The following is a 17,026-nucleotide window of genomic DNA, read 5'->3' on the forward strand; positions in this document are numbered from 1 at the left end:
TCCAGTGTGACCGAAAACGACCTCGAACGCGAGCACCCCCGACCCACAACCACCAACTTTTTCGGCAGCCACCTAGGGGAGCGGGCCTGCGCCCCGACCCCTCCGTTCGGGATCCCCGGCCTTCTCCGGCGCCCTCCACCGTTCAGCCGTCATCCGATACAAAACGTGGCGTCGCAAAGGACTCCCGGCAGGGATGCTGGGGTGGTCGAAGTCATCGGCAGGGTCGTGGGTCATTCCCAGACGTTCCATCACTGCAATCGAGCGCACGTTGGCCGGGATCGTGAAGGAAACCACCTCTTCGAGCCCGGCTCCCTCGAATCCGAACCCCAAGGCGCCCCGCGCCGCCTCGGTGGCATAACCCTCGCCCCAGGAACCTCTGTCGAGCCGCCACCCGATTTCGATCGCAGGTGTGAAATGGGCGTCGAAGCTTGTGGGCCATAGGCCTGTGAACCCCACGAAATCGCCGACGCCCTTCAACTCGACGGCCCACAGCCCGAACCCCCAGATCTTGAAACCTTCTTCGATCCGCTCGATGAACGCATCGGACTTGTCTCTCGAAAGAGGGGCGACCATGTGGCGCATGACTTCTGGATCCGCGTTCATGACCGCGAACGGCTCGCGGTCGGACTCGCGCCAGCGGCGGAGGATTAGTCGGTCCGTGCGGATTTCCATCAAACCATCGTAGGAAAGGGCGGCGGCCAAACCCGTTTTCGCGCGGGATTCCCACCCCATAGGGGGAGATCCCCGCGCGAAAACGGGTATGGACATGGAAAAGGCCCCGCCGGTTGGCGGGGCCTTCTCTTGGCAGCGGGAATCGCAGCGGAGGGAGGGAAGGGGAGTTCCCGCTCCAAGGCTTGGTCAGGCTGCGCTCGATAGTGCCTCCTCGAACTGCTCGCGAGTTCCGGCATCGAAGGTCGTGTGGAGGATTCGACCGTCGAATCGCCGAAGCTCCCGAATCAGATGCGTCGGGTAGGCGTCCTTCACCAGGAAGAACGCAGCGGCGCTTCCTGAGCGGAGATTCTGCCCGAACGCTTTCATCTGTCGGTCGCTGATACCGGTGTCTGTTCGCCAGGCCCAGAGTGCGCCGAGGGCTGCTCCGATGAGGGCGGCGGGTACTGCGTAGCCGAACCAGAGTCCGGCCAGGAGTCCCCACCAGCTGCCTCTTAGTGCTCCCTGAGCTGGGTTGGTGTCCCGGGTCTGGAGGATGCGAACCTTGCGGTTGTTGGTCACGATGGCTGCATCCTCCAGGAGCAATGATTTGTGCTTCTGCAGGCGAAGGAAGGCGAGCAGGACTTCTCTGGCTTTTAGCTCATCGTCGAATTCGAGGGCAACGAGGTCGCCGGTTGTCTGCTCGGTCGTGCTGCTCATGATGATCCTTCCAACTATTTGCGATTCTTTGTTGCTGTCATCTTGTCGAATCATTGTCAGAGAATGGTGAAGGGACCCTGAGACTCAGATGAGAAGTCCAGGGGGCTCTACCATTCGGCGGATGATCGACATCGACGCCGTTCGGGCGGACACTCCGGCCTGCGGGCTCGTCCTGCATCTCAACAACGCCGGGGCGTCACTTCCTCCCCGCCCGGTGGTCGACGCCCAGATCGACTACCTGATGCACGAATCCATGACCGGTGGTTACGAGCTGACCGATCAACGTCAAGGCCAGATTGCGGCCGTCTACGAATCGATTGCCGGGCTCCTCGGATGCACCGGTGGCGAGATCGCCTTGATGGGAAACGCCACTGAGGCCTGGAACGCGGCTTTCGCCGCCATCGAATTCCAACCAGGTGATCGGATCCTCACCGCCGAGGCCGAATACGCAAGCAATCTGATCAACTTCATCAAGGCCGGCCGCACGCAGGGGGCAGTCGTCGAAGTAGTGCCTTCGACCGAGCAAGGGGAACTGTCGATCCCGGCCCTCGAGTCGATGATGGACGACCGGGTGAAACTGATCGCGGTCAGCCACATCCCGACCAACGGCGGTCTCGTGAATCCGGCGGAGGCGATCGGAGAAGTCGCCAGATCGGCCGGCGTGACCTACCTGCTCGACGCTTGCCAGTCGGTTGGCCAACTCGACCTCGATGTCGATGAGCTCGGCTGCGACCTGCTGACGGCCACCGGACGGAAGTACCTGCGCGGTCCCCGTGGCACCGGCTTTCTCTACGTGCGCAACGGCTGGACCAACGAGCCCCAGATGCTTGATCTTCATTCGGCGCGCTGGACCGGACCCAACTCGTACGATGTTCTACCGGATGCCCGGCGCTTCGAAACGTGGGAGTTCGGGTACGCCTCGCTGGTCGGCCTGGGCGCGGCGGTCGACTATGCGCTCGACCTCGGCCTCGCTGCGATCGAGCAGCGAGTCGTCGACCTGGCGGACCAACTGCGCCGGCGCCTCGCTGCCATGCCGGGGGTGAACTTGACCGACCTGGGTTTGCGCAAGTGCGGCATCGTGACGTTCACGGTCGACGGTTTTGCGGCCGGCGAGATTGTCGCAGCGATGCACGAGGTACAGATCAACCTCTCGGTCTCCGGACCGTCATCCACTCCGGTCGATGCCGGACGGCGGCACCTTTCCGACCTCGTTCGGGCGTCCGTCCACTACTTCAACACCACCGACGAGCTAGACCGGTTCATGGTCTCGCTCGAATCTCTGGGACGAAGCTGAATCGTCTCGTTGCTTCCCTCACACGGTGAGCACGATCTTGCCGACCGTGTGCCCGGTTTCGTAGTGGCGATGCGCTTCTGCGACGTCCTCGAGGGGGAGCGTCCGCTCGACTACCGATCTCAGCAAGCCCTCGACGAACAGGTCGCGAAGTGTTGCGAGGTCTTCTCGGGGGTCGCCGGAAGCAATCATCGTGTGGGCTCTCCGGCCGGAGCGTCGCAGCGGGTTCAACGCCATGGCGGCCAGAACTCTCGGCCCGAGCACCGTGTTTGAGTAGATCCCGCCGGGCCGAAGCGCCTTCTTGTAGGCGCCGAATGAACCGGCAGCCGCTGCATCAAAGATCACGTCGTAGGCCTCTGGCGCCTTGGTCGGGTCGTCTCGCGTGTAGTCGATGACCGCTTTGGCGCAGAGGGAGTGGACCAGGTCGGCATTGTGTGTGCTGCAGACGCCGGTCACCTCGGCGCCGTAGTGGGCGGCAAGTTGTACAGCGAAGGTGCCCAGTCCGCCAGACGCTCCGACGATCAGCACGCGCCCGGCCTCGAGGCCACCGATCTTGCGCAGGAACAGCAGAGACGAAAGACCTGCGAACGAGAAGGCTGCCGCCTCTGCGAAGCCGATGGTGGGTGGGATCATCACGATGTTCTTGGCTTCGACACAGAGATACTCGGCGTAGGCGCCCGCATCGAATCCTGTGATACCCACGACACGGTCGCCGACGACGACGTCCTCCACGCCATCACCCACGTCTGCTACCTCGCCGGCCATATCGGTTCCGAGGATCGTTCGTGTCGGTCGCAGGACTCCCGAGAAGGCCCGACCTTTCAACGCTCCGCTTCGAAAGACAACGTCCATCGGGTTGACCGACGTGGCCCGAACACGAAGCTTGATCTCGCCCGGCGCAGGGACGGGTTCGGGGACCTCAACGATCTTCATCACCTCGGGCGGTCCAAACCGTTCATAGGCGACTGCGCGCATTGGAGTTACCTCCCTCTCAGGTCAGGCCTTGGATGACCTCGGCCGGCACCGTTCAGCCGGTCCCTCCGAGTTCGCGTCCGTTCTCGACCATGAACCCTCCGCGGCTCGACACAACCAGTCTGTAGAAGGGATTCGGCCCGTGGTAGAGCCGAACGCCCCCAATGGCCGCCCACTTCAACACTCCTGCACCGACACGAGGGCGCTTTTCCGCCGGGCCAATCGACGCAATAACCCGGCGCTAGGCGTCGATGGGCTCCCGCGCTTCGACGATGTATACGCGCTCCACCGGTTCCTCCCCCCGCCGCTGATGCCAGCGGTCCCACAGCACCAGCAAGCTCGGCAGAACGATGACGGATCCGAGCAGTGCGAAGCTGATGGCGTAGACCGTGACTATCCCGAACTGCTGGAACGCGGTGAGCGAAGAGGTGATCAGAACCGCGAATCCGGCGATAGTGGTCAGCGCCGACCCGACGAGGGCGCCGCCGGTGTGGCCGGCGGTCGAACGCATCGCGTCGGCCGGGTCGTCGAAGCGCTGCCGATCCTCCAGGTACCGGTGCGTGATGTGAATCGTGTACGGAACGCCGATTCCGATCGCCAGTGCGGCGGTGGTGGCGGTAACCGGACCGAATGGAATCCCGCTCGCCGCCATCATCCCGTAGGTCCACAAAACGACGACGACGACGGGGGCGATGGTGATCACGCCGAGCATCGGCCGGCGGCATTCGAACCAGAACCCCGCCGTCAGCAGCGCCATCGCGGCAATCAGCGTGATGGCCAGCGAGGAAATCTGTGACGAATTGAGAGCGTCGATGACCACGGTGACGACGATGTGCTCGTTGGTTACGACGGCGGTTACTCCGTCGAGTGCTGCAAGGGATCCGAAGTCGTCGGACAGCGCCACGTCCAGGTCTCTTGCGAAGTCTTCACCGGCAGTCGTGGAGATCGCCACTCTGACCGCGGGCGGTTCGCCCGCGGAGACAACCTGAGCCATGCCATCCGGATCTTGGGCCGCCGCAGCCGAGTAGATCGCGGCAACATCCGCGTCGGCGCGCACAGTCAAGGCCGGTTCGAGGCCGAGCTCGGTGGCATCACCTGCGAACCCGGACGTTCCCATCAGGCTCGCGAGTACCGATACCGGACTCAGCGCGGCTACCCGGTCGCCCTGTCGCACTACGTGCTCGTCGTCCTCCAATCCCGCCAGCGCAGCCACCAGCGCGTTGTGAGCCTCCGGAGTGAGTACTTCTCCCTCGATGAGCACGTCAGACACTTCCCCAAGGCCGGATTCGTAGCTCTCCCTGAGTGTGGCGTAGGTCTGCAGAATCGGAGCATCCTCCGGGATGAAGGCGGCCGAACTGAACTCGGTGTCGAGGTTCATCAGGCCGTAGATTCCCGCTCCTGCCAGCAACGCCGTCGTGGCGAGCACGACGATGGGATGCCGCTCGGCCAACACCGCCGTGGCCGCGGAGCCCCGGGTTATCCAGCGTCGTTCCTGGCCGACGAGGCGGGTAGCCGGGAGCGTTCCTTTTCGCTCGGCCCGCCGATCGAGCAAGAGTCGAACGGAAGGAACGAACGTGAGCATTATCAGGAACGCCGAGGCGATTCCAACCGCGGCCATGATGCCGAAGTCACGCAGCGCCGGAACCGGGTTTACGACGTTGGTCAGGAACCCGATCGACGTGGTCAGGGTGGCGAGGACGAGAGCGATGCCGACCGTTGCGGTAGCTCGACCAGCCGCCCCCGAAACGCTTCGGCCGCTCCCGATCTCGCCGCGGTAGCGGGCGGTCAGATGAACGGCGTAGTCGACCCCCAGCCCCACGAGCAGGATCGGCAGAGCCTGGAGCAACTCGCTCGATCTGCCGATCAACCCGAGGTAGCGAGGGCCGAGCAGAACGCCCGCTCCCATCATCCAGGCGATCGCCATGCCGATGCCCGTCAACGCCAGGGCGATGTCGGCCACAGTCCTGCGTATCGCGCCGCCGATCCCTGCCGGTGTAGCCGGACGCACCCAGAACACAATGGCGAGGATGCCCATGATGACCACCGTCGCCAGCAGGAAGAGCCCAGGAACCTCATCGCGAAAGGTCGTGTCCGAAAACAACAGCTCGAAGCTGAAAGCCGACAGGCTGACTGCGCCGTCGGTGGCTCCTTCGACGGCGGCGGCCGCGCTGCGGAGGATCTCTTCCAGCTCTTCGTACGAGTCCAAACTCGACGTATCGAGGAATACGACCATTAGCCCCGATTCGACCGGGCCGCCTATCGGACCATCAACCGAGAAGGGGAGCATGGCGCGGACCTGTTCAACCTCCTCGGACGACATCTGTCCAAGTGCCAGCCGGTACATCTGTTGAACGGTGGCGTCGTCGGCCGTGTCGATAGGCGTCCCCAGGAACTCCATTGCCCGGATGGCCGGTGTCAGGTAGGAGACGATCGGCCCGGCCGGTCGATCGGCTAGATAGGGGGCCGCTGTACTCGCCTGAAGCCGGTCCTCGGCGGACACGACGGCACGCAGTGCATTCGCCGTCATCACGTCGCCGGTGTCGGATCCAATGAGTACCTGCAGCGTCCGGCTCGTGGATGCGAAGCGATTCTGTACGTCCAGCAGCGCTGTGTACTCGGGGGCGTCGGGAGCGAAGCTCTCGATGGTCGGTGCGACTTCGTCCTGGGGGATGAAAGCGGCGAGTGCGGCTGTGATGGCGATGCCGACGACTACGACCACAATCGGGGCGCGCCGGATTGCGGCTGAGAGAAAGCGGATCAGGGATGTCAATGCATGCTCCCGATGTCCAACTAGACGAGCTGCAGGTCTTGTCAACTGATACAAGCTACGTTATATTTGTATCATGAATTATGAGGCTCTGTCAACCGGCGATCGGATCCTTCAGGCGGCCATCCAATTGTTCGTCGATCACGGAGTCCGTCGGACATCGATGGATGAAGTGGCGAGTCGATCGGGAGTTTCGCGAGTGACTCTCTATCGTTACTTCGCCGACCGCGAAGCGCTGGTCCGGGCGGCTTTCTTCGCTCCAATCGAGGCGCTCGAGTTGCTCCAATCAGAGCTCGAGGGTGAGGACGGCCTGACGGTTGAGCAGGTCTTAGTAGCCGTCGGTATGCGCATAGCCGACCAACCCGCCATCGATCTGCCGGTTCATCGAGACGAACTCGAGAAGCTCTACCCGCGACTGGCGGCAGAGTACGCCCAGCACCGGGACGCCGTCGCCCATCGCCTCATCTCGCTGGTCTTCGACACCGCCGAGCAGTCGGGCCGGTTGCGCGCCGGGGTTCGGAAAGATCTCGTCGAGGGAGTGATGTGGGACCTGCTGGTCAACCCTCTTTCGATTCCCGCCGTAAGGGACTCCGGGATCAGAGCGCGCGAATTATATGCGGCCCTGATCGACGTCCTTCTGTACGGGATGCTCACAGACGACGGGGGACCAGAGGGTTGATCGTCGTACCGGAGATGGCAGCATGCAGCCGTTGGTTGCGAGGTGCGAGATTCTGTCACGATGGACCTGTATCGTTTCAGCGTGATGACAGAGCAATCGGGACCTGAATCCAGCCGAGACACTCGAGGCACCGCCACGTCGGCATTCGGAGTTGGCCGCCGTGAGAATCATGACGCCTCAGCGTTCTACGCCCGGTTCGGCCCTCCCGAACTCTCCGAAGATGACAGGTTGTGTCCACTGCCGGTGGATCTGCCGGACCCTCCCTGCATCGTTGGCGACGCCCGCTCAATGGCCGAGGTCCCCGACCGGTCGGTGGCGCTGGTGGTCACGTCGCCGCCCTACTTCGTCGGGAAGGAATACGAGCAGGCGATCACCGGACCAGCAGAGGCGGTGGGCCCGCAGGTTCCCAAGTCGTATGTCGAGTACCTGGAAATGCTGCGCGACGTCTTCGCGGAGTGCAAGCGCACGCTCGAACCCGGCGGCCGGATCGCGGTCAACGTGGCCAATCTCGGCCGTAAGCCCTATCGGAGCCTGTCCTCCGATGTGATTCGCATCCTGCAGGACGATCTGGGTTTGCTGCTGCGCGGTGAGATCATCTGGCAGAAGGCCGAGGGAGCATCCGGATCGGTCGCCTGGGGGTCCTTCAACAAGGCCACCAACCCAGTCTTGCGCGACGTCACCGAGCGAGTCATAGTCGCCTCCAAGGGGAGATTCGATCGGGCGCGATCACGCCAACAGAGAGAGAGGGACGGCTTCCCCTTCGAAAACACCATGCCGGTCGACGAGTTCATGGAAGCGACTCTCGATGTATGGAGAATCGACGCCGAGAGCGCCCGCCGGGTCCAGCATCCCGCCCCCTTCCCCGTCGACCTTCCGCGCCGTCTCATTGAGTTGTACACATTCGAGGACGATCTCATCCTCGACCCATTCCTCGGGTCGGGAACGACGCTCGTGGCCGCCGCCCGGACCGGTCGGCGGGGGGTCGGCTACGACCTGGATCCGGACTACATCGAGACCGCCAAGGCTCGCTACCGCGCTGAGAAGAAGCGCTACCGGAAACAACGAGAGCATGAGAGCGCCCACCAGGAGCGTTTCGCGCTCGACTTGCCGCCGGAAGCCACTGCCGAGGAGCGGGCAGACCACTTCCAGCGCCGGGCGAGCCGGGAAGGCAAGAAGGCTCAGGACCTCGCCCGTCAGGTACTGGAAGAGGTGGGGTTCCAGGTCATCGATGAGGCGTACAAGCTGCCGAAATCGGGAGTTCAGTTCAATTTCCGGGTGGTGGATGCCAAGGGAGATCGGGAGTTCCTGGTCGACGTGTCCGGTGCCTTCACGACAGCCAGGCCGGGGCTGTTGCGCACCGACACGCTGTGGAAGACGCTGGGCCGGGCGCACGTCCTCAAGTCGCTCGACGAACAGGCCCGTCTGTTGATCGTGACGTCGAACCTCCCGCGGCCGGGCAGCGATGGAGACCGAGCCCTGCACGCGGTAGGTCCCGGCAATGTATGGGACGCCATCGAGATGTTCGACAGTGAGGGAGTCAACCGGTTGGAACAATATGCACAGGGGCAACTCGAGCAACTCCCCGGGTTCTGGAGCGATGCCGAACTGGCGGCCCGTCGCGATGAGCAACTCGCCCGGTACTACGACGTCGAAGACGAATGAAGGGAGTCGCGTACGCGGTCGTACGTTTCGATCCCCCAGGGGTGTACCTGGCCGAAGACATCGAGGTGCTACAACGACTGCTGGCGCTCGACCTGGTCGCCGACACGGATCCGGCCCTGCTCACCAAGGAGGGCGCCGACGAACTGCGCAAGGCTCTCCTCGAAGAGCGTTGGGGTGACGCGGTGGTGACCTGGATGGCACTCTCTGGAGTCGCCGTAGACGTATACACGTTTCTGCCGATCTATGGGAACGGCGAACTCCCCACCGAACTGATAGGCGCGCAGTTGCAGTTCAAGCGGCTGTTCCGGGACGCCTGACCGTGCCGGCGCTCCGCACAGAGATCACCGAGATCGTGACCGGACTGGGGATGTTCGGCTATCCAAATCTCGGGCATGCCATCGGTATGCGACCGCCCGCTCTGGCGAACGTCGATAGTGCGGTATACGACCGGCTGGCGGCAGCCTATCGGGCTGGTCTCCACCGCGACCTGTTCGCCACCGCCTGGAGGAACGGGGTCCGTTTTGCTGCGGCGAAGGAGGGTCTTCGGGGCCGACCGCCCTGGATCGTCGAGTGGAAAGGTGGCCACCGTCCGCCCGGTTATGAGGAGATACCCGCCGACTTGCGGGTCGATCACGTGTATCTCGTTTCGTGCAAATACGGGTCCAACATTCTCACGAATTCGTCGCCGTTCACCCTGTTTGGCGGTGTCAGCGGTGAAGAGGACTGGTTCACGGCCGTTGCTCCCGATGCGTATCAGATCCTGTACGAGGAGTGTCGTCGCCTGGTGCCGGGTCGGTCGCTTCCGGAGCACGTGACCGAACTGACCGCCGTGCACCGCCTGGCGTTGAAGAAGACTCTGCCGAGAATCCTGATCGGCAACGCCAGAGCGGCCTACCGGGAATTCGCAGCAGAGGCGGCGGCCGGATCATCACGGCGCTGGCACGCCAGCCTGGGCACGAAACTGCTTCGAGAGCAGATGATGTGGCGCCTTCTGCGCCTGCAATCGGCCCCCTACTTCGTGCTGGGGGAGTCGGCGGATGGTCATCCGCTTGCCTACCGCGTCCAGACCCCGTGGGATTTGCGGGCATCGACCGAGTTCGTCTCGTTCCGTCACTGGTCCGAGCAGGATCGGGGCCAGCCGATCGTGAGTTGGGAGGCAACCTATTCCGATCGCCTCTCCGGGGTTCAATCGTCCGTTGCCGGTCACATCGAGGTCAGATGGAGCCACGGCAAGTTCGCTCAGGCACCTGAAGCGAAGGTCTATCTCGACACGCCTCATCACGCCGTAGCCGCCTATGTCCCGCTCGCCGATGCCGGTGACGGAGAGCTCACGCTATTCGGCTGACCGAGCTCCGTCGCCGGCGCCGGCGGAGCGCCATCGAGAGGCGCCGGTCCACGATTCGTGGACCGTTCGAGCGTAGGCTGTGGGCGCCGTTCCGGCTGAGATGGGGTGTACGTACTGATGATCGAGCTCTTCCACAGCACCGGCACGTCCCGCCCGGTCCGTGTCGAACCCGGAGTAGACCTGGCTGAAATCAGGCGCCGCCAGGGCTGGGTGTGGGTAGACGTTGTCGCTCCCGATCCCCGTGAGGTTTCTGCGCTGGCCACCGAGTTCGGTCTGGAAGCGCTGGACGTCGGCGATGTGCTCGACGCCACCGAATACCCGAATATCGAGGAACGAGCCGGGTATCTATTCGTCATTGCCCACTCGCCGTCGGTCGACCGGGAGCGGCTGCGGACCGTCGAAGTCGATGCGTTTCTGGGATCCGACTTCCTCATCACGGTCCGGCAAGAGCAACTGCCCGCCTTCGAGGCGGTCGCCGGATCTTTCGAGGCGAGTGCCGGGACGGGACCGGATGATTTCCTGGCGCTACTTCTGGATATCTTCGTGCACAGGATCCGGCTCCTCATCGACAATCTGGATGCCGAGGTCGATCGGCTCGAAGCGATGGCGATCATCGGTGATCCGAACGTCGTTCAGCAACTCCAGGGCTTGCGCCGGGACGTGGTCCGGCTGCGTCGTGTGCTGATTCCCCAGCGGGAAGTCCTGCGCGCAATGGCACGCTCGCTGCGGGGGTTCGTCGTTTCGGATTCAGCTCGCAGCACCCTCGACAGTTCATTCGATGATTGTCAGCGTGCGCTTGAGGAACTCGACTCCGCGCGCCTGCTGCTGGCTTCCGCCCTCGACACCTACCGGGCGACCGTTGCCGAACGGATGAACGAGGTCATGAAGGTGTTGACCGTCTTCTCCGCGATCGTTCTGCCTCTCGGGCTCTTGGCGGGCTTGTACGGCATGAACTTCGTCAACATGCCGGAACTCAGCTGGAAGTACGGGTACTTCGCGTTGCTCGGGGTGATGGGCTCGGTGGGACTCGGGCTGTGGATCTACTTCGCCAGACGCGGTTTCGTCGGCAGCCCCCGGGTTCCCCGACTCGACCGCGCCGTGGGGAGAGGCCTGGCATCCTTCGTCCACCTGACACTGGTTCCGGCTCGAACGGTTTGGAACGCGGTGTCCGGCCCCGAGGATTCAGATTCGGGCGACCACCGCGACGACGAAACGGGCTAGTGCTCCGTGCGCCTGCGGCGTCTGAAGGCTCCGGCCAGTTCCCAGATGACGATTCCAACGACTGCCGCGCCGACCAGGAGGAGGATGATCGGCGTATCGAAGCTCCACCCGAAGAACTCAACGGTGGCGGTTTCCGAGTTCTGGAACGCGAACGTCGCGAAAGCTCCGACCAGGATCACGACGAAACTCCACCGGGCGAGCCAGCGGATGTCCATCGGACGGTCGGGCTTCGAGGGTTGTGCCTGCTGTGGTGAGTCTTGCGTCATTTGGCTGCTCCTGTCGTATTCGACTGCTCTGCTTTATCCGCCGGGCTTGTCCTGGTCGCTCCCGGCTGGAGACTGGGTAATCGGTAGAGAACCCTGGAAGAAGGTCCGCACGGTTGGGTAGGCCAGCTCGACCGTCGGATCGGCGGCGATCGCATCGAGTATCGACCGCCAGATGAGCTCCTCGGTCCCCCTCCTTCTGCGGGCGTCGACCAGGAAGCGGCCGGTGAGCAGCACGCCGCTGTCTCGCACCGTCATGTAGACAATGGGCGTGATCGCACCGATCTTGATCTGGTAGCGCCGGGCGGTCGATCGGATCTGCATCTCGGCGGCCCGGTCCAGCTTGGGAGCGTGTTCTGCAAGGGCGGCGTTGAGCATCGCTTCGGCTGCCCGCCAGTTAGATTCGAAGGTCACCAGGAACGGCAGCTCGTGCCAGATGTACTCAAACCCTTCGGTGTAGTTGGCGATGGGGGTGGTGAATACGTTGCCGTTCGGGATGTGTATCAGCCTGCCCGTGGACTGGTCGGCGTCGACCCAGTTGCCGACTTCCATGAGGGAGAAACGGAAGAGGCGGATGTCCACGACATCTCCCCGGACTTCATTGATCTCGATGCGATCGCCGACCTTGAACGGCCGCCTGGTGAGCAGGTACATCCAGCCTGCCATGTTCTTGAGAACGTCTGATAAGGCGATCGCAATACCGGCCGACACGAGCCCCAGGTAGGTGGCCACGTTGTCGAAGGCATCGAGCCAGATCCATGTCAGGCCGAGAATGCCGATGATCGTCACCGTGTAGGTGGTCAGCTTGGTGGACCGGTACCCGGCCTCCCCGTCGTCGAGGCGCTGATGGATACTGCGCAGAATCAGGAACCGGACGACGAAGAGCACCACCAGCGTGACAAACGAAGCCAGGAGTTTGCCCTGTAAGTCGGCGGCGATACCCAGGTTCTCGGTGATCCAGGTCACAGGGGCGCTCCCAACCAGGAACGCATGATCTCCTGTTCGAGACGACCTTTTTCGTAGAACGGTGAAGGGAAGCGCACGGTGAGCGCAACGTCGGTTGAGCCGCTGCTCTCCATGACGACGATCGGATCGACTGAGGGCAGGTCGAGGGAATGGAGCTTCGCCCGCCTCTCCATCTGCTCCCTTGCCTCTTCGAGGTAGTCGGCGCTTCTCTCACTGGCTTCCTGCAGCAGGGTCGCTTCGGCCGCCGGCCATTCGGAGCGCGGTACGATGACGGTGAAGGCGTGCAGAACGTAGTGGTGTCCAGAGGTTTCGTTTAGCACGGGCTGGGTCAAAAACATGCTGTTCGGGACGGTGATCGTTCGACCGGTGCGGGCATGCCCGGCCCCGACCTCGAGCAGCGTCGTGGCCAGCAGTGTGTGGTCGATGACATCACCGCGGATGGCGCCGATTCCGATGCGGTCGCCCACGGTGAAACTGCGGCTACTGGTGCGGACCAGCGCCCCGCTGACGCACATGATGAGTTCCTTGGTGGCCAGCACGAAGGCCGCTCCGAGGGCAACGAGCGAGATTGCCGCAGTGCGTAACTCCTCCGCCCAGATGAACACCAAACCAATGGCCATGAGGATGAACACGGCGTTGCGGATCTGCACGATCCAGCGCCGTCCGATCTGCGGTGACGCCCATTCCTGGCGACGTACCCACCGGACGGCTGCCCACCGCACGGTCAGCAAGCCGGCGAGAAGGACGCCGCTCGTGATCAGACTGCGAATCGTCCCGTCGCTCATGTTCCTACTTCGATCTCAGGCTTGATAGCCAGGTTACCGGCAAGAAATCCTGTGCCGGCGGCGCGATTCCCCCGGAAACGGGAACGAGCGACGCCAGTCGGGGATTCAGGCGTTGATGGCCACCCGTTGCTCGAGCCGCTTCGACATAGCCCGCACTGCCGGAATCAGCACGATGATCCACACCAGTGCGATCACCAGTTGCCCCCAGACGTCGCCGAAGGAGGCGTCTTTGACGCCCACCTCGAAGATCGGCTGGAGGAACCAGTAAGTAGGGGCGATTTTGGCGATCCACTGCGGCAGACTCGGCCAGATGTAGAAGACGACCGGGTAGAACAGGAGGATTCCGCCCGACTTCATCAGGGCGAAGAGCGTATTCGAATCCTTGGCGAAGATGCCGAGGATGAGGCCTATCTCCGCCATCATTACGGCCGCGACGAGCAGCGCCAGCATCAGCGTGAAGGGATGGTTCCCGAACGCGTTGTTGAGCAGCAGCGTGATGATGCCGGTGGCCATGGCCAGGACTATGCCGAGGCCGGCCTTCCCGGCAAGGAAATCAGTGACGGTGGCAGGCGTGACCAGAACCGAGTTGATCGTGCCCTTTTCCTTCTCCTGGACGATGGAAGCAGCAGGAACGAACGCCCCGGCAATGGCCACCGCATACATCATGAGCAACGGGACCATGCGGGTGGCGATCGGCACGGCCTCCGCATCGCCAATGGTGACGACATCGACTGCAACGGGGGCGGGCTCTCCGGTCACCTGACGAACCAGATCGAGTGCCGTTACCTGGAGAATAATGCGATTGGATGCCAGGCTCTCACCGCCGATGTAGAACACCAAAGGGGGTCTGGTTCCGTCCCGCACGGCGGAGTCGAATCCATCGCTCAAGACCAGTCCGGCATCGAGGTCATTCGCCTCGACCATGGTCTTGAGGGTGTCGATGGAGGCCATCGTCGTCACCTCAATCCCATCGAGTTCCTGCGCAGCCCGGACCACCGCCGAGTTGCCCTCATCGACAATGCCCAACCGAGGGCTCGGCGCAAAGAGCGATCCAAACACACCGACGATGATGAACGTCATGACGACGGGCAGAACCAGTGCGTAGAGGAAAAGGGGCGAGCGCGGTCCCATGCGGAGTTCCTTCCGCATGATGTGCCATGCCTTTGTGGCGTTCATAGCGACTGCACCTTCTTTCTCAATATGCCCATTCCAACGACGAATGCCACCACCGTCCACGCCGCGACCGATCCGAGATTTGGCAGTGCCTCAGCCCACCCCTCACCGTAGACCGTCGTGCCGGTGATCGTTTCGACCAATCCGTAGGAGGGGATTGCCCTGATCCACGTCGAGGCCGATCCTGGGAAGAGCAGTCCGAACGCCGGAATCAGCATCGGGATCATGAACAGCATGCTCCAGAACAACACGCTGATGAAGTCCTTTCCGAATGCCCCGGCGATCAGCGCAAACGCAGTCACCATCAACGAACCCAACAAGAGCGTGGTCAACAGCAACACCGGTTCGGTGCCAAGTGATCGGATGGCGATGAGCAGGATCACCACCTGGGTGAACGCCAGCAGTGCCCCGAAGATGATTTTGGCAGTGAGGAAATCGGAGAGCCGGGCAGGTGTCGTGATGACGGCCGTCACCGTTCTGGACTGCATTTCGGCGGCGATGAGGCCGGCCAGCGACATCATCTCGATCAACAGGACCAGGAAGGCCAGCATTGGTCTGAACTTCTCGCGAAGCGAGACTTGATCACCCAGACGATCGACACCGAGTATTTCTTCCTGATAGTCGACCGGCAGCGGGTTGCCGCTGATGGCGAAGGCAGCTTCCTTGATGAACGAATCCATTGCGGTGCGGAGTTCGTCCGGCACTTCGGCGGTGGCGATCACGCTAACGGTCGTCGGCTCCCCCGCCGCGATGGCGCTGAAGAAGTCCTGCGGGAAGGCAAGACCGAGCGCGACATCCTGGCCGCCCTCCTCAACTGCGGTCATGAGGGTCTCCCGTGAGTCGAATGGAACAACAGTGAGGCCCTCGGACTCGGCTCCGGTGGCCTGCTCGAGCAACTGCTCGATTCCCGCCCCGGTCGCACCAATGGTGATTGATTCGTCGACCGTGTCGGGGAGGAACCAGAAGATGGCAACGTAGAGAATCAAGCCGACGATCGACATGTAGAAGTAGAAGCGGTCCCGACGAAACGCCCTGAAATCCTTGCGGACGATGGTGGCGATGATCGTCCGCCGTGACACCCTCCGGGGTGGAGCGACGTTGGTGTTGGTCATGCGTCCAGCCCTCGCCCGGTCAGCTTGATGAAGATGTCTTCGAGGGTTGCCTCTTCGGTGTGGATGGTCATCAGTCCTTCGACCGCAACCGCCTCGCGGATTTGATCTCCGGCGCTGGATTCGTCGAGGCTGATCACCCGGACGTCTACGTCGCCACCGTTGCGCGAACGGATGCGCACCGTGCGTTGACCGTATTCGAGCTTGAGGTTGTCGGAAGTGTCCAGCGCCGCGATCCGCCCCTCGTTGATGAATGCCACCCGGTCGGACAGTTGGTCGGCCTCATGCATGTCGTGCGTAGTGAGGATCACGGCGGCGCCGCGCTCGGCTTCGGCCTTGATTACGTTTCGGACTGCTTGGGAGGACACGGGATCGAGGCCGTCGGTCGGTTCGTCGAGGAACAGAATATCCGGGTCGTTGATCATCGCCCGCGTCATCATGAGACGCTGGCGCATTCCCTTCGAGTAGCTGGCGACCCGGTCGTCCGCCCGGTCGATGAGGCCGACTTTCCGCAAGAACGGATCGAAGTCCCTTCCTTTGATCCCGTAGAGGCGGGCAAAGAAGTCGAGATTCTCCCTGCCAGACATGTTCTCGTAGAGGTTCTTCTCCTCAAAACAGACACCAATCCGGGCCTGGATATCGAGCGTCTGGGCGGGCATCGTCATTCCGAGCACCGAGATGGATCCCGAGTCGGGACGGAGCTGGCCGGTGAGCATCTTGATTGTGGTGGACTTCCCTGCGCCGTTTGGTCCGAGGAAGCCGAGGATCTCGCCGGGCGCGACGGAGAAGCTCACGCCGTCCACGGCCTGGATGTCGCCGTATGCGAATGAAAGGTCGCTGACTTCGATTGCGTTGCCGGTGTTGGTCATCGGGCTTCCTTCCGTGCGTGCCAGCGCTGAGCCAGTTCCGCCATTTCGGTGTCCAAGAAGTTGAGTAGGTCGGCCAGCTGGTTGATGCGTTCGTGACGATCGGGTGGATCGGAGGCAAGTATCTGGTGACCCTCATCGACGATTCTGCGCAGGCCGATCATCCCGATTCGCTTCTCGTCGAGGAGGAATTCCCAGGCGTCCGTTGCCATGCGGTAGTAGGTGGCGCGATCGCGCGGGAACGTGATTCGTTCGATGAAACCGATCTGCTCCAGGATGCGGGCGTTGGTGGAGACCGTGCCGGCGCTCATATGGAGTGTTTCCTGCAATTGCCTCGAGGACTGGTGAGGCGGGTCGCTGATCAGCAGCCACCCAAGCATCTTGCCCTGTGCCCGACTCCCGCCCCGGTCGGACCAGTAGCGCCCGACGTGCTCGGCGTACTCAGCTTTCTGTACGTTCATTACTTTTAGATCATACTGAAAGTTTGTGCCTACAGTCAAGAGTTTCTCAGCAATGCAATGGCGCGTGACAGTCCACAGCATTGCGCAGAAGATCGGGG

Annotated in this window: 17 protein-coding genes; 6 read left to right on the forward strand and 11 right to left on the reverse strand. The window is 62.7% G+C overall.

Translation table 11 applies throughout. The features are described from left to right. Positions 1-72: 72 nt before the first annotated feature. Positions 73-672 (reverse strand): GNAT family N-acetyltransferase, encoded by a 600-nt coding sequence (locus P1T08_13975; GenBank protein MDF1597182.1) that lies wholly within the window; start codon positions 670-672, stop codon positions 73-75. Between the two features lie 186 nt (positions 673-858). After that, a complete protein-coding gene (locus P1T08_13980) occupies positions 859-1,368 on the reverse strand; it encodes a DUF1269 domain-containing protein (protein MDF1597183.1) in 510 nt (169 codons plus the stop codon). 121 nt (positions 1,369-1,489) lie between these two features. On the opposite strand from P1T08_13980, the gene P1T08_13985 reads away from it, so the two are divergent. Next, positions 1,490-2,662 (forward strand): aminotransferase class V-fold PLP-dependent enzyme, encoded by a 1,173-nt coding sequence (locus P1T08_13985; protein ID MDF1597184.1) that lies wholly within the window; start codon positions 1,490-1,492, stop codon positions 2,660-2,662. Positions 2,663-2,680: 18 nt separating this feature from the next. Here the strand turns inward: P1T08_13985 and P1T08_13990 are convergent, their stop codons facing one another. Further along, positions 2,681-3,634, reverse strand: coding sequence for an NAD(P)-dependent alcohol dehydrogenase (locus P1T08_13990; protein MDF1597185.1), 954 nt, complete (start codon positions 3,632-3,634; stop codon positions 2,681-2,683). Positions 3,635-3,872: 238 nt separating this feature from the next. Next, positions 3,873-6,401, reverse strand: a complete 2,529-nt coding sequence (locus tag P1T08_13995; GenBank protein ID MDF1597186.1) for an MMPL family transporter — start codon at positions 6,399-6,401, stop codon at positions 3,873-3,875. 73 nt (positions 6,402-6,474) lie between these two features. Between P1T08_13995 and P1T08_14000 the strand changes: the two genes are divergently transcribed. The 5 genes from P1T08_14000 to P1T08_14020 all read left to right on the forward strand — a co-directional run bounded on the left by P1T08_14000 (position 6,475) and on the right by P1T08_14020 (position 11,305). Further along, the gene (locus tag P1T08_14000) at positions 6,475-7,077 is read left to right on the forward strand and encodes a helix-turn-helix domain containing protein (protein ID MDF1597187.1); all 603 of its coding nucleotides are present in this window, start codon (positions 6,475-6,477) and stop codon (positions 7,075-7,077) included. Between the two features lie 84 nt (positions 7,078-7,161). Next, positions 7,162-8,739 (forward strand): site-specific DNA-methyltransferase, encoded by a 1,578-nt coding sequence (locus tag P1T08_14005; GenBank protein ID MDF1597188.1) that lies wholly within the window; start codon positions 7,162-7,164, stop codon positions 8,737-8,739. Then, positions 8,736-9,056, forward strand: a complete 321-nt coding sequence (locus P1T08_14010; GenBank protein ID MDF1597189.1) for a hypothetical protein — start codon at positions 8,736-8,738, stop codon at positions 9,054-9,056. Before P1T08_14005 ends, P1T08_14010 begins: the two co-directional genes overlap by 4 nt. A gap of 2 nt (positions 9,057-9,058) precedes the next feature. Then, complete coding sequence (locus tag P1T08_14015) at positions 9,059-10,084, forward strand: hypothetical protein (GenBank protein MDF1597190.1); 1,026 nt, start codon at positions 9,059-9,061, stop codon at positions 10,082-10,084. A gap of 117 nt (positions 10,085-10,201) precedes the next feature. Further along, positions 10,202-11,305: a magnesium transporter CorA family protein gene (locus tag P1T08_14020; GenBank protein MDF1597191.1), complete on the forward strand. Its 1,104-nt coding sequence runs from the start codon at positions 10,202-10,204 to the stop codon at positions 11,303-11,305. On the opposite strand, the gene P1T08_14025 is transcribed toward P1T08_14020, so the two are convergent. The 7 genes from P1T08_14025 to P1T08_14055 all read right to left on the reverse strand — a co-directional run bounded on the left by P1T08_14025 (position 11,302) and on the right by P1T08_14055 (position 16,928). Then, the gene (locus P1T08_14025) at positions 11,302-11,571 is read right to left on the reverse strand and encodes a lipopolysaccharide assembly protein LapA domain-containing protein (protein ID MDF1597192.1); all 270 of its coding nucleotides are present in this window, start codon (positions 11,569-11,571) and stop codon (positions 11,302-11,304) included. The two genes, P1T08_14020 and P1T08_14025, sit on opposite strands and share 4 nt — an antisense overlap. Positions 11,572-11,604: 33 nt before the next feature. Next, positions 11,605-12,534, reverse strand: coding sequence for a mechanosensitive ion channel (locus P1T08_14030; protein MDF1597193.1), 930 nt, complete (start codon positions 12,532-12,534; stop codon positions 11,605-11,607). Beyond that, positions 12,531-13,319, reverse strand: a complete 789-nt coding sequence (locus P1T08_14035; GenBank protein ID MDF1597194.1) for a mechanosensitive ion channel — start codon at positions 13,317-13,319, stop codon at positions 12,531-12,533. The genes P1T08_14030 and P1T08_14035 overlap by 4 nt, the downstream gene beginning before the upstream one ends. Before the next feature lie 105 nt (positions 13,320-13,424). Then, complete coding sequence (locus P1T08_14040) at positions 13,425-14,495, reverse strand: ABC transporter permease (protein ID MDF1597195.1); 1,071 nt, start codon at positions 14,493-14,495, stop codon at positions 13,425-13,427. Then, entirely contained in the window at positions 14,492-15,604 is a 1,113-nt protein-coding gene (locus tag P1T08_14045) for an ABC transporter permease (GenBank protein ID MDF1597196.1), read from the reverse strand. Before P1T08_14045 ends, P1T08_14040 begins: the two co-directional genes overlap by 4 nt. Further along, positions 15,601-16,470: an ABC transporter ATP-binding protein gene (locus P1T08_14050; GenBank protein ID MDF1597197.1), complete on the reverse strand. Its 870-nt coding sequence runs from the start codon at positions 16,468-16,470 to the stop codon at positions 15,601-15,603. The genes P1T08_14045 and P1T08_14050 overlap by 4 nt, the downstream gene beginning before the upstream one ends. Beyond that, positions 16,467-16,928, reverse strand: a complete 462-nt coding sequence (locus tag P1T08_14055; protein MDF1597198.1) for a MarR family transcriptional regulator — start codon at positions 16,926-16,928, stop codon at positions 16,467-16,469. The genes P1T08_14050 and P1T08_14055 overlap by 4 nt, the downstream gene beginning before the upstream one ends. Between the last annotated feature and the right edge of the window lie 98 nt (positions 16,929-17,026).

The sequence above is a fragment of the Acidimicrobiia bacterium genome, assembly GCA_029210695.1.
Classification (GTDB): domain Bacteria; phylum Actinomycetota; class Acidimicrobiia; order Spongiisociales; family JAHEDJ01; genus JAHEDJ01.